The organism is Nostoc sp. UCD121, assembly GCF_014222285.1.
In the GTDB taxonomy this organism is placed as follows: Bacteria; Cyanobacteriota; Cyanobacteriia; order Cyanobacteriales; family Nostocaceae; genus Nostoc.
Genome location: NZ_JACKZS010000215.1, coordinates 1 through 12,723 on the forward strand (window position 1 = coordinate 1; position 12,723 = coordinate 12,723).

Sequence of the window (12,723 nt, forward strand, 5' to 3'; positions counted from 1 at the left end):
GGGGAAGCAGGGGGAGAATTCGTAACTCCTAACTCTTCACGGGCTAAACGCCCCGCTACCGCTAAAAGCACTCCTCACTCAGAACTGTTTTGCCCAATGCCCAATGATAAATAACAAAATGGTGTGAGGAGTCGATTATGAAGTATATTCCATATTTGGTTTCAGTTTTAGGGGCTAGCTTGGTCTTGAGTCTGGCGACTACTAAACCAGCACAAGCTCAAGTAGCTTATGGCAGTTATGTAGGTATAGGCCCCACAGTTGGTTTTACTGATGGTATCCAATTTGGGGGAGTAATAGCTGGGCGCTACAAGCTTTTGGAAGCACCGCTTTCACTGCGTGCCCAAGTGTTAATTGGTAATAATACAGCAGTTGTGCCAACGGTTTCTTACGATTTTCCCCTTAACTGGCAAGCTGATGCTTACCTGGGTGCTGGGTTAGTCTTGGCTGGTGGTGGTGGATCTTCTCCTGTGGGCGACAAAATCAGCTTTGCTTTACAACCAGGCATTGATTATATGATCCCAAATAGCAATACTGTGCTTTTTGGCAACGCCATCATTGCTTTTGATGCCTACCGTGATAGCGGTGGCACAGCTATCTCCGTACAAGGTGGTGTTGGTTTGAGATTTTAATGGGCTAAATAAAGCCCTGCTGCGATCGCTATCCCTAAGAAGCGTTAAACTTCATTGCAAATTAAGAAGTTAGTCCAAACAACATGATAATTTTTTCTCATGAAGAGAAATAGCACAGGATTAACACAGGAGAACACAGTGGCAATGGAATCAAATTTATTAACAGATGCGGGCGCAGATGAAGTGAATCAAGATTTCAGTGAATATGTTGCCAACCTGCAACTTCACATGACTCTGCAAGCTCGCAATCTTGTTCCATCCCTGAAACAAACACTGGTAGATAGTCGCCAGCAATTACTCCATCAAACCCAAGCCCACTTTGAAAAGCTAGTTTCTCGACAAGGGCTGTAAATATATACAAATTTTAATCAAAATTCAAATAAAATAAAGGCAGATGTTGTTACGTTAACGCCAATGGTGTTCTCACAAGGTCTGCTTTTCTGCTTTTTTAAGTATTAAATTACTCAAATCACACTTTTGACGCACTAGTAAAGGGCAGAAAGCAGTTAATATTATTGCAGCAGTTCCTTTGAAGAGCAGTTAGTTAAGGCTAAATAGCGGCTCGAATAAAAATGACTTCATTACTTCCCAGAAACCTTAGCGTTGTTATCCGACCAGTCCAATACCGGGATTTGGACGGAATTGAGCGCATAACTCAAGAGTCATTCGCAGCCCTTACTCCCCAGGGAGCAGGTTTTGCCATCAGCCAGATGCTCATGCTGCGTCGCTGGTATGGATTACTCAAGTTTTTGAGTTGGTTTCCTAACCCACTCCAGTATCGCCTCTGTGCTTATGTGGCAGAGCAAGGGCGGATGCTTTTAGGAATGATTCAAGTGTCACCCTTTAACCGGACACGCAGCACTTGGCGCATCGATCAAGTGCTGTTAGAGCGTGGTGTCGATAAACAAGGAATTGGTTCGCAACTTTTGCGTCATTGCTTTGAATCGATTTTGGAAGCTCGCACTTGGCTACTGGAAGTTAACATCAATGACATAGAGGCGCTGGCACTATATCGCCAAAATGGATTCCAGCGTCTGGCAGAAATGACGTATTGGGAAATTGGGCCAGAATTACTGGCTGAATTGGCACAAGCAGAGCCAGATTTACCCAACCTTTTGCCAGTGAGTAATGCTGATGCCCAGTTGCTATATCAACTAGATACGGCATCTATGCCACCTCTGGTACGTCAGGTTTTTGACAGAAATACCCGCGACTTCAAAACCAGTTTATTCGGCGCTCTGACTGATGCAGTGAAGCAATGGCTGACGAAAACAGAAGTAGTCAGTGGTTATGTATTTGAACCCCAACGCAAAGCTGCGATCGGCTATTTTCAGGTGCAACTTGACCGGAAGGGCGAAGTTCCCCACTCTGCAACGCTGACAGTTCATCCTGCTTACACCTGGCTGTATCCAGAATTGTTATCTCAACTGGCTCGGATTGCCCAAGATTTTCCTCAGCAAGGTTTACAACTAGCCTCCTCTGACTATCAGGCAGAGCGAGAAGAGTATTTGGAAAGAATTGGCGCAAAACGCATAAAACATACATTAGTTATGTCTCGCTCGGTATGGCACAAGCTACGTGAGTCTAAATTCGTCTCGTTAGAAGGAATTCAGTGGACTGATATGCTACAAGGTTTACAACCAGCACGTAAACCTATACCAGGTGGAATGTCATGGATACAACCAGGAAAATTGCCATCCTCAGATAAACCACTGCCAATCAAGTCAGAACCGATTAACTTTCCGGTAAAAAACCCAAGCATAGAAGCGTCTTCGATTCCTGAATCAGCAGATGTAGAGCAGGAGAATTAGTGATATCCCAAGAGCAACCAAAACCTTTTATTTCAGCTTTGGGACTAGATTTTGGTCGCAAGCGGATTGGTGTGGCTGGGTGCGATCGCACGGGTTTAATTGCCACTGGGATCACCACAATTGAGCGCACATCTTTTGAGCAGGATGTCGAGCAAATCCGGCAAATAGTTAATGAACGCGAGGTGCAAATCCTAGTTATGGGCTTACCTTATTCAATGGATGGTTCTATAGGATTTCAAGCGCGTCAAGTTCAAAAATTTACTACAAGACTTAGTAAAGCCTTGAAACTGCCTGTGGAATATATGGATGAGCGATTAACTTCATTTCAAGCAGAGCAACTGCTAATTGCTGAAAACCGCTCTCCATCACGCCATAAAGCTTTGATTGACCGCAAGGCAGCCGCTTTGATTTTGCAACAATGGCTGGATGTTAAGCGTGCTAGTTCCCGCAGTTCAGTTGCGGCTATTGAATATTGATACCTTTTAACATGATATTCTGAAAAACGATTAGCTAGCAGTTGTATCTACGTGTAAAGCTATTTTGTTGACAAAAATATCATTAAATAGTTAAGCGATTTCTCAACTTGCTGGTATTTATTAAATTTTTACATTTCGGCTATGTTTTCTCCTCCATTTCCTGAAGAAAATGATAACGCTCATGCGGGTTCCATCACTTTAACCGATGAAAAAGGGCGATCGCTCGAATGTTATGTAGAGCATTCCCTTGAGGTTGATGGACAAGAATACGTTTTACTTCTTCCTGTAGACTCACCTGTAGAGATTTTTTCTTGGGAAGGCGACGATGAGGAAGAAGAAGCGGTTCTGGTAGAAGACGACAACATCATTGAGCAAATTTTTGCCACTGCCCAAGCTGTACTATCTGAGCAGAATCTGATATTGAAGAACACAGCTTATGCTTTGACGGTTGCAGGTGATTTACCGCCAGTTGAAGAATCAGAACTTTTCACCTTAGAAATTGAAGACGAAGAGGCAGATTTAGATCCAGAGCAATTACAGCTACTTGCTAGCTTCTATGATGAAGATCAGGAGTATGCAATTTATACACCACTCGATCCCCTGTTGTTTTTTGCACGGATAACAAAAACAGGTGAACCGGAATTACTCTCTCCAGAGGAGTTTCGCAAAGTGCAACCCCTGTTAGAGGAACATCTTTTTAATGAAGTAGAATAAAAATAAAAATTCAAAATGTTACATTTTCATTTTGAATTTTTATTTTAATCGAAATCTACTTAAACCTTTTACCATATCCCATTAAATTTGGAAGCAATGAAATATTGACACAAAATTGGGGTAATTTGTGTTGTTTAAAATCCTGAAAAAAGCATTTTAGCAAGGATTTTTAATCCAAAATAAAAAATTACCATGAGGTGCTGAAAATGGCTTATAGCGACTTTACATTAAGTAAATTTAAAAAGTCATTCAGCATCCGCATCGATGAAGAAACTGATTTATGTGCCGACATAGAACCTTTACAGGCAAGTGAGAAACTCAAAAATTCTTTAGAAGAAACTACAGAACTGGCTTTAGCAATTAATACTGAAAAAGCTCGTTCAGAAATGATTATCACTCCGATCTTGTTGGAGGTAAGACGCAGGGCTAATTATCCAATTAGTTTATTTTCGGGAACAGATTTTAATGTAGATGCAGAAAACGGTCTGAATGGCTATTGTGACTTTATCATCAGTCGTTCTAAAGAGCAACTAACAATTAATGTACCTGTAGTGGTTATTATTGAAGCCAAAAATGAAAATATTAAAGGTGGATTAGGTCAATGTGCGGCCGCAATGTTGGCAGCACAATTGTTTAATCAACAAGAAGGCAATGAAATCAGAAAAATTTACGGCGCAGTAACTACAGGGGATATTTGGAAGTTTTTGAAGTTAGAAGAAAACGATATATTTATTGATTTGAGTAATTATTACATCAAAGAGATAGATAAGATATTAGGGATTTTATCTCAAAATGTTCAGGGAGATATTCCAGAATGCAGTTCGACTAACTAAACTATATTGGGTTATGCTCATTTGTCTGAGCTATTTAAATTTGACTGTTGACTATGGCCTGGAACAACCTTTTGCAACCTGACTTGATTTTAGAAGGTTCAGTGTTGAATCTAACACCAGATATTATTCACAAATACGGGCTTAAAGGGCTGGTGTTGGATGTAGACGAAACCTTAGTACCTTTTACAGTAGGGATGGCTTCCCCAGAACTACGAGAGTGGGTAGAACAAATTCGTACCTGTACTGCATTGTGTTTGGTAAGTAACAACCTGAGTGAAGCACGAATTGGGGGAATTGCGCGATCGCTCAATTTACCTTACTATTTGGGTGCAGCCAAGCCCTCTCGACGCAAAATTAGGGCAGCAGTCAGAACAATGGATCTACCAGTGCATCAAGTGGGGATGGTAGGCGATCGCTTATTTACCGATGTCATCGCAGGTAATCGCCTGGGGATGTTTACCATTCTAGTTGAACCGATTGTCCATGCAGACGCAGCCCTCCGCTCTCATCCCGTCCGCAACTTTGAAGTTTGGGTATCTGAAATCTTAGGAGCCTCCATTACCCCCAAGAAAAGTAAGATTCACAAAACTTAAAAAATCGTCAGGAAAGTAAATCTAAAGAAATGGTTAAGGAATCTTACTGGAAGCCAAAAATCGGGGATCATAAGTATTAATAACATGGGGTCAGCCAAAAAAGACCCTAACTCATACTAAGTAAATATACACCCGTAAAGCGTCAGCCTTCACTATAGAGGGATTGGCGCTTTACAATTTATTTAGCCATTTGTCCTTTGTCCGTTGTCATTCGTTAGTTACTAATGACCAATGACTAATGACCAATGACTAATGACTAATGACTAATGACTAATGACTAAAACAATTGTTGTCAAAATCGGTACTTCTAGCCTTACTCAACCAGAAACGGGACAATTAGCACTTTCCACTATTGCTACCTTGGCGGAAACACTTTGCCATTTGAGAACCCAGGGACACCGGGTAATTTTGGTTTCTTCTGGCGCTGTGGGTGTGGGTTGTGCAAGGTTGGGGTTAACTGAACGTCCTAAAGCGATCGCACTCAAACAGGCTGTAGCAGCAGTTGGACAAGGTAGGTTAATTCGGATATACGATGATTTATTTACTACCTTGCAACAGGCGATCGCTCAAGTATTACTGACACGGAGCGACTTAGTACAGCGTAGCCGCTATCTCAATGCCTACAACACCTTTCAGGAATTACTTGGGCTGGGAGTGATCCCCATAGTCAATGAAAATGATACCGTAGCGATAGACGAACTAAAATTTGGTGATAATGACACTCTTTCGGCATTGGTTGCCAGCTTAGTAGAAGCAGATTGGCTATTTTTGCTCACCGATGTTGATAGGCTATACTCAGCCGATCCCCGTTCCGTGCCAGATGCGCGGCCGATCGCTCTAGTTAGTAGCATTAAAGAATTAGCTGAATTACAAATAGGTTCCCAAGGCTCTCAGTGGGGTACTGGTGGGATGGTGACAAAAATTTCGGCTGCGAGAATTGCGATCGCTGCGGGAGTACGTACCGTAATTACCCAAGGGCGATTTCCCCGGAATATCGAAAAAATTATCCAAGGTGAACTGATTGGGACGCATTTTGAACCGCAACCAGAACCAACTTCGGCGCGTAAACGTTGGATAGCTTACGGACTTTTACCTCTGGGTAAATTGTATTTAGATGAAGGTGCGATCGCGGCAATTTCTCTTGGGGGAAAATCGTTATTAGCTGCTGGAATTAAGCTAGTAGAAGGAGAGTTTCGCACACAAGACGCAGTGCAATTGTGTGATACCAACGGTAACGAAATTGCTAGAGGACTTGTGAATTACAACAGCGATGAATTGCAAAAAATTCGTGGCTGTCATTCGCGGGAAATTTCCGCAATTTTAGGCTATGCGGGTGTGGAAACGGTGATTCATCGAGATAATTTGGTTTTGATTTAGGATAGAAATAAGATAAATTTCGTGACTACTAATCGCGAGAGTAAACAATTTATGCCTCTAGCATAATAGAAGCGATCGCCACAGCCCCCCACAAAGGCGCATCATCACCCAGCACCGCCGGTACAATTTCAAAATCAACCTCCGGTAAAGCCGTCTCCCGCGCCACCTGACGCACCACCCGCCAAAAATCCTCCCCCGCCTTCGTCACACCGCCTCCTAACACAAAGCGCTGCGGATTCATCAAATTCGCTACATTACCAATACCCACACCCAGCGCCCAAGCAGCCTTGTGCAAAACTTCCTTCGCCAAATCATCCCCAGCAGCCGCCGCCTCACTTACCAACTGCCCCGTCAGCAAAGTTAAATTATCCCCCACCAAACCCCTCAAAATCTCTCCTCCTTGGCGTACTTGGCGACTTGGCGGTTCGTTTTCCAAAATTTCCCTAACATTTTGCGCCATATAAGGCCCCGAAGCCAAACGTTCCACACATCCCCGCTTCCCACATAAACACACTGGCCCAGCCGGATCTACAACAATATGTCCAATTTCGCCAGCCATCCCACTAGCACCCCGCCAAGGCTTACCGTTGAGTATCCAACCACCACCCACACCAGTGCTGACAGTTATATAAAACAAGCTATCGTATCCCTGACCCGCACCAAAGCGGTGTTCACCCAAAGCAGCGATATTGGCATCATTATCTACACCAACAGAAACGCCAAACTCATCCTCCAACAAAGCTTTGAGAGGAATATTTTCCCAGCCAGCCACATGATGAGATAGTCGCACCGTCCCTGTGGAAGCATCAACCGGGCCGCCAAAGCTGACACCGATCGCAGCAGGTTTTGCGTCTTCTAGCAGCGAGTAAATGAGCGATCGCATAATTTCCAAGTCAGTGCTAGCATCTGCATTGGCTGGCGAGAGACGACGTTCATAATGCAACCACTTTCTCGAACCAATATTTACCAATGCTGCCGCCAGCTTAGTGCCGCCAAAATCGAGAGCTAAAATTAATGTCATTCACTCACCTTTTCTTATGCCATCACACAACGTAGTTTCTTTCTAAAGAAAGATGTTTGCACTCAAGATACATTTAACACTAGAAAAAACTACACTATTATTTAGCAACTCATGAATACTGAGCAACCCGATCCATTGATCGATTTCTCTCATGCTAAAGAAACTCCTCGCTCTCTTGATATAGATAAAGCTCAAGAGGCAGATCCCATTGAACCAGAAGAAGTTAGTGGAGAGAGTAAGCTAAATCCAGCTCATGATGATTTGAATCGTGAAGATGGAGATCCCAGAATCGGGGGTAGTCAAATAATTAGTGGGAATATCTCAGCTGGGTAAATATTTACTCACCTTTTTGTGAATTGAGTACTCCATCAATAAACTGTTGCAATCGTTCATAATGGGAACCTTTCCAATAAATGCGATCGCAGTCTTGACAACGCTGGAATTCATTAACTTGCGTAGCTTGCCGCCGTAGGCATCGCACTTTTTCTGGCACTTGTTCAATAATGGATTGCTTATCTACAGATTCTAATAATCCATTGCAACGCAAACACCGTTTAAATGGTGCAATTAATTTAAATAAGTCGAAGCGTTGTAGTACTTCTATAATTTGTTCTTGAGGGTTAGTATTTCTTACGTAATACCCATGCGTTACCAAACTACGCATCAATAGACCTTTATCACGAGTCAAGATAATCCGCCCTTGGCTAGAGGATATTTTGGCTAAATTATCATCCTCGTAGTCATTGCGGTATAAAGTATCAAAACCTAAAAGTCGTAACGATGTCGCCAGCTTCCCCAAATGAATATCTAAAACAAAGCGGATAATACTGAGCGGTTTTGGCAAAACAGAAATGCTTGGTATAATCACACTCCTAGCTGAAATTGGATAAACATTGATAGCATCTCCATCCGCAACTATGTAAGAAAAATTTACATATTTACCATTAACATTTATAAAATCAACTTCGGGATGAGGGACACCTAACGACTCAATCATGTCCTTAATTGAAGCTTTCTCCTCAAAAAAATGAGATATTTTCACCTGCTTGTGATGCCGTGGTAAAAAATGATTCAATTCTGCATGGAAGTAGAAATATGCGATCGCCATAGCCACAGATATTTGGATTACCCTACTGGCAAGAATTTGTCACAATTGCAAAACTCTATCTATTGTATTGAAAAAATCAATACTTGTTAAAGTGAGGTATTTCTACTATAAAATGCCCATTTACCTTAATTGAAACTATAAAGATTCTCAAATACTTGCATTTATTATTGAGTTCAGTTACAGTCAAATCAGATGCCTATCATCAAACTCTGACATGAGCTTCAGAAAGTTAGATTAGGTAAGAAGGTAAATAACAAGTTTGTTCATGTTGATCTCAGTGACGCTGTTAATAATTGGTCGCTAGTTTTCAACATTGATTTATCACGCATGAAATATGGGACACTAAAGGATTTATCCCTATTTTGGTTGTTTTTATTTTTCCAATTTAATTGAGAATTATTCGCAATATGTGTAAATTTATAGATATATTAAAAGCAAATAGGGAAGAAAAGTTTTTGAACTTCTATTGTGTGATTCCGCATCGCTCTTTAGGAATATTTTTTTTACAAGAAAAACAAAAGACTAGATTTTTATATGTAAAAACAGGATTGCTAACTAACTATATAAATAGCTTCAGCAAAACTTTAAACAAGTATCTTATTGCCAGCAATGTTTTTGGTTGTAGTATCGGCTACATTGATATTACCAGCAAGTTAATCCTTGGTAACTCTCCAAGTAGGTTTGCGTTTATGTACAAGATTGAATTTATTTAATTTTACCCAAGAAAGCAAGTTCATAAAAACCGAGTTTCAGCAAGTGAAAATTTATAAAATACCAAATAACAATAAAACTAGATACAAAACTAACGTCGCTCATACGGAAAAATCTATCTTGACACTATTTATCTTTATTGTGGAGAATTTATTAACCGGAAAGACCTCGATGAATAATGATGTTATAAAGTGGCTACCTAATTTTAATAGGGAAATGAATATTGTTCTTTTTTATCCTTTTTAGCCAAGGATATTGTAGTGAAGAACACAAATGTATTTGGTAATACCTTTTGTCCATAAAATATGCTAATGAGTACAGCGAGATGAATACTTTTTTTTGTTCTGACGATTCACGGCAAGTAGGAGAAGATGTTATTGGTAGCGCCACCAATTATCAAACTTATATTTTAGTTGAGTGTCCTTTACCTTGGACATCAGAAGCCTTAAATTCCAAATGGGTGCCTCAGAATTTGAGGATTTTGGTAGAGGAAGTAAAGCGTGCTAAATTACCGATTAGATTTCTTTTAATTGCTAATGATGTTTCACACAAAGTAAATCACACTACGCTTTTAATTTATCAAAAAGAAGAGGGGTTAAGTAATGGATACCATAAGCAAGAGTTTAAGCTAGCAAATATTGAGCAAGTAGCAGGAGTTGTCCAAAAGTGGATATGGGGTATCGATTCTAATTTTGAAGTAGAAACTAGTACAACTAGAGACATTTTAATTTGTACCCACGGTAGCCATGATAAGTGTTGTGCTAGATATGGCGCTCCTTTTTACTTTCATGTAACAGCGAAAAATGCTGATTTGTGCTTAGATAATGTGCGAATTTGGAAATCATCGCACTTTGGTGGCCATCGGTTTGCACCAACAGTTATAGATTTGCCAGAAGGAAGATACTATGGTCGTCTCGATCAAGATTCATTTAGATCGATTTTGACTCGTACTGGTGATATTCAATGTTTACATAAAGTCTATCGAGGCTGGGGAATTCTACCTACTGCACTTCAGGTTTTGGAAAGAGAGTTAATTCTTTATAAAGGGTGGGATTGGTTTAATTACAAAGTTGCAGGTAAAATTTTAGAGCAAAGTTTAGATAATAGTACAATCTTAGCTGAACTTAGTTTTGAACAACCTTGTGGTTCTTTCTACACTTACCAGGCTAAACTTGTGAAAGATGAAACCAAGACTCAACAACTCAAAAGTTCATGCAATGCTACACGAGAGTTGGTAGTTACTAAATATGCTGTTGGTAGTTTTTGGATTACCTCTAGTAAGGTGATGAGTTATAGTACATAGAAATGGATGATTTTTAAACGCAGAGGGACGCTAAGGGAAGCGCAGAGTAACGCAGAGTATTGCTAAGTTTAGTTCGCTACGAATTAATTAAATACTATATTTAGTATAACGTTGCACAAATTCTTAATAAAATCTTTGCGTCCCTTTGTGCTTTCCTCTGCGTCCCTCTGCGTTTAAATTCCAAATCAAGATGAAGTCATATTTAAGACTTTTCGTAATAGTACTTGGTCTTCTAATTTGGCTTTTAAACGACCATTTTCGATATCTCGAATCCAGCTTTGGCTTTTACCTGTGAGTTTTGCCAATTCTCTTTGAGAAAGATTCAAATTTTTTCGCGCCTGCAAAATCTGTTCACCTAGTAAATCGTTTGTAGCTTTGGGCTTCTTTTTGGCTTTAGCAGTTCGCCGTTGCTTTTTTTCCGATTCTGAGATTTGCTGTTCCCATTCTGGTGGGAGTTCAAAAGCTAAAATCCGCGCATTCATTAACAGATTCCACTTACCACGGGGGCCTGTGTCTGTGAGGCGAGTTTCAGAACCACCGTCGTTAGTCCAAAATTCTAATGCTTCATCTGGATCTTCTGGAAGATCAATTAATTTCGCCCACAAAGGTTGAATTTCTGGTGGGTAAGTAACTGGATCGAAAAGCGGCTTCATTCCATAGTGATTGAGAATTTCCAAGTCGCTTTCAAAGGTTCGCAGTAGACGTTTGCGTTCTTCACGTTGTCTGGATGCAAGGGCAACTTTTTCTTCACCGTAAGCAATACGCAGCAAGGTAGGAATGGTAATGCGTTGTTCTTTGCCCATTTTGGTTTTAAACAGCAACCACAGCATTAACCGAACTGCGCCTTCATGTTGCTGCCAAATGCTCATAACTGTGGTTAGCAGCGTTTTAGGAAGACTACCATATTGATAGAATGCAGTTCGCTCTTTACACGCTTGTTTGTTTAAGAAATATTGCGCCCATAAGCCTGCTTTGACTTTAAAAGTTAACCCAATCAGATGTTTGCATCCGTGATTGTCTTCTTGAAAGTGGTGCTGAATATCTACTAAGTGCCATAAGCGACTGTTTGTAACAGAGAGTCCGTTAATTCGACCTTGTTGGGGCCAGTTAATGGAGATAATTAGAGAGCAAGCTTGCTGGACAAGATTTTTCATTAAGGCTAGCTTGGCAGCTTTGCTCAAGTCTTTGCGTTTCTCCATCCCCAAATATTTCTCAATTTGTCGTTCATCGATCGCAAATTCTTGCTCCCAAGGTTGATCTAAAGCTGTAGCATAACCTGCAAAAATTAGATGTATGCAAGCGGCTCTGATATCAAGCCCTTCAATTGCTGCTATATCGGTGGCTTTGTCATTAACTTGGAATGGATCTTGGATGTGAAAGGCGATCGCACCTCGTCCTTGATTGACTTGTCGGCTATAACATAAATACCCGTCTTCATCGGTTTCCCAATGTAGCGATGTGCGTTGTCCTAGTACATTACACGCTTCCCAAATTGCGATCGCAGAAGCAAATGGATTATTCTTGCCGTTAGAAAACAAGTCTAAGCTGCTAGCATCTCTTGGTTCAACTTTGCATCTTCCCTTTTTTGCCTGCCAAGGAATGGGAGAATTAGTTGGACAAGCTATTACACATTGCGGTTCGGAATAATAGCCCTCACAATTATTACAAAGACCAGGATCAACCCAATATTCATTGTCCTCTATTTTGATTGCACCCGTAGGACATTGGGGGCGGCAGTTGTCACATCCAACGCAACTGTTGTTAGGAATTGTATAAGGCATAAGGCTCTTTTCCCACTCTAATCGTTGAGATGTCTGTCTCAGGTCTCCCCTGGATGAGTCCTGTCTATTCATGACTCGCTACCACATAATCTTTCTGGCGAGAAAAAATTATTCTCACCATATTCACTCCCCACATCCATATTTTGACGGCATCCAATTGGAAGCTGTTTAAGGCTTTTAAACCGAGCCTGACAAAACTTATTTATTAACTATACATTTCATAAAAAAAATGATTAATTTGTTCGTAACGAGCTTAGAAAGATATCTTAATCTTCATTTAATTACGTATTAAATGAGCATTTTAGTTTAACCATAAAGTGTTTTGAGAACATGTTTAAGCCTGGTGCGATTTAACTTCATCTGATT

Annotated in this window: 13 protein-coding genes; 10 read left to right on the forward strand and 3 right to left on the reverse strand. The window is 40.7% G+C overall.

Annotated features, from left to right (window positions below):
• The first annotated feature begins 137 nt into the window (after positions 1-137).
• The 8 genes from GNF10_RS29990 (at position 138) to proB (ending at position 6,433) form a co-directional block, all read left to right on the forward strand.
• Positions 138-629 (forward strand): hypothetical protein, encoded by a 492-nt coding sequence (locus GNF10_RS29990; RefSeq protein ID WP_179071752.1) that lies wholly within the window; start codon positions 138-140, stop codon positions 627-629.
• Positions 630-773: 144 nt separating this feature from the next.
• Entirely contained in the window at positions 774-980 is a 207-nt protein-coding gene (locus tag GNF10_RS29995; RefSeq protein ID WP_012407131.1) for a hypothetical protein, read from the forward strand.
• A gap of 221 nt (positions 981-1,201) precedes the next feature.
• Entirely contained in the window at positions 1,202-2,440 is a 1,239-nt protein-coding gene (locus tag GNF10_RS30000; protein WP_185580981.1) for a GNAT family N-acetyltransferase, read from the forward strand.
• Positions 2,440-2,916, forward strand: a complete 477-nt coding sequence (gene ruvX, locus GNF10_RS30005; protein WP_185580980.1) for a Holliday junction resolvase RuvX — start codon at positions 2,440-2,442, stop codon at positions 2,914-2,916. The genes GNF10_RS30000 and ruvX overlap by 1 nt, the downstream gene beginning before the upstream one ends.
• Positions 2,917-3,057: 141 nt before the next feature.
• Entirely contained in the window at positions 3,058-3,630 is a 573-nt protein-coding gene (locus GNF10_RS30010; RefSeq protein WP_012407134.1) for a DUF3727 domain-containing protein, read from the forward strand.
• Positions 3,631-3,836: 206 nt separating this feature from the next.
• Positions 3,837-4,463: a hypothetical protein gene (locus GNF10_RS30015; protein WP_163931720.1), complete on the forward strand. Its 627-nt coding sequence runs from the start codon at positions 3,837-3,839 to the stop codon at positions 4,461-4,463.
• 53 nt (positions 4,464-4,516) lie between these two features.
• Entirely contained in the window at positions 4,517-5,056 is a 540-nt protein-coding gene (locus tag GNF10_RS30020; RefSeq protein WP_185584407.1) for a YqeG family HAD IIIA-type phosphatase, read from the forward strand.
• Positions 5,057-5,329: 273 nt separating this feature from the next.
• Positions 5,330-6,433: a glutamate 5-kinase gene (gene proB / locus GNF10_RS30025; protein ID WP_185584409.1), complete on the forward strand. Its 1,104-nt coding sequence runs from the start codon at positions 5,330-5,332 to the stop codon at positions 6,431-6,433.
• Between the two features lie 49 nt (positions 6,434-6,482).
• On the opposite strand, the gene GNF10_RS30030 is transcribed toward proB, so the two are convergent.
• Positions 6,483-7,454, reverse strand: a complete 972-nt coding sequence (locus GNF10_RS30030; protein WP_185584411.1) for an ROK family protein — start codon at positions 7,452-7,454, stop codon at positions 6,483-6,485.
• 111 nt (positions 7,455-7,565) lie between these two features.
• Between GNF10_RS30030 and GNF10_RS30035 the strand changes: the two genes are divergently transcribed.
• Positions 7,566-7,787 carry a hypothetical protein gene (locus GNF10_RS30035; RefSeq protein ID WP_185584413.1) on the forward strand — a complete coding sequence of 74 codons (222 nt, stop codon included), beginning with the start codon at positions 7,566-7,568 and terminating at the stop codon, positions 7,785-7,787.
• 4 nt (positions 7,788-7,791) lie between these two features.
• Here the strand turns inward: GNF10_RS30035 and GNF10_RS30040 are convergent, their stop codons facing one another.
• Entirely contained in the window at positions 7,792-8,562 is a 771-nt protein-coding gene (locus GNF10_RS30040) for a Mut7-C RNAse domain-containing protein (protein ID WP_185584415.1), read from the reverse strand.
• A 1,036-nt stretch (positions 8,563-9,598) separates the two neighbouring features.
• Between GNF10_RS30040 and GNF10_RS30045 the strand changes: the two genes are divergently transcribed.
• Positions 9,599-10,576 (forward strand): sucrase ferredoxin, encoded by a 978-nt coding sequence (locus GNF10_RS30045; protein ID WP_185581667.1) that lies wholly within the window; start codon positions 9,599-9,601, stop codon positions 10,574-10,576.
• A 185-nt stretch (positions 10,577-10,761) separates the two neighbouring features.
• On the opposite strand, the gene GNF10_RS30050 is transcribed toward GNF10_RS30045, so the two are convergent.
• Positions 10,762-12,357, reverse strand: coding sequence for a helix-turn-helix domain-containing protein (locus tag GNF10_RS30050; protein WP_185581668.1), 1,596 nt, complete (start codon positions 12,355-12,357; stop codon positions 10,762-10,764).
• Positions 12,358-12,723 lie beyond the last annotated feature (366 nt).

Coding starts and splice junctions, on each gene's coding strand:
- GNF10_RS29990 (WP_179071752.1), top strand. CDS start 138: ATGAAGTATATTCCATATTTGGTTTCAGTTTTAGGGGCTAGCTTGGTC.
- GNF10_RS29995 (WP_012407131.1), top strand. CDS start 774: ATGGAATCAAATTTATTAACAGATGCGGGCGCAGATGAAGTGAATCAA.
- GNF10_RS30000 (WP_185580981.1), top strand. CDS start 1,202: ATGACTTCATTACTTCCCAGAAACCTTAGCGTTGTTATCCGACCAGTC.
- GNF10_RS30010 (WP_012407134.1), top strand. CDS start 3,058: ATGTTTTCTCCTCCATTTCCTGAAGAAAATGATAACGCTCATGCGGGT.
- GNF10_RS30015 (WP_163931720.1), top strand. CDS start 3,837: ATGGCTTATAGCGACTTTACATTAAGTAAATTTAAAAAGTCATTCAGC.
- GNF10_RS30020 (WP_185584407.1), top strand. CDS start 4,517: ATGGCCTGGAACAACCTTTTGCAACCTGACTTGATTTTAGAAGGTTCA.
- proB (WP_185584409.1), top strand. CDS start 5,330: ATGACTAAAACAATTGTTGTCAAAATCGGTACTTCTAGCCTTACTCAA.
- GNF10_RS30030 (WP_185584411.1), bottom strand. CDS start 7,454: ATGACATTAATTTTAGCTCTCGATTTTGGCGGCACTAAGCTGGCGGCA.
- GNF10_RS30035 (WP_185584413.1), top strand. CDS start 7,566: ATGAATACTGAGCAACCCGATCCATTGATCGATTTCTCTCATGCTAAA.
- GNF10_RS30040 (WP_185584415.1), bottom strand. CDS start 8,562: ATGGCGATCGCATATTTCTACTTCCATGCAGAATTGAATCATTTTTTA.
- GNF10_RS30045 (WP_185581667.1), top strand. CDS start 9,599: ATGAATACTTTTTTTTGTTCTGACGATTCACGGCAAGTAGGAGAAGAT.
- GNF10_RS30050 (WP_185581668.1), bottom strand. CDS start 12,357: ATGCCTTATACAATTCCTAACAACAGTTGCGTTGGATGTGACAACTGC.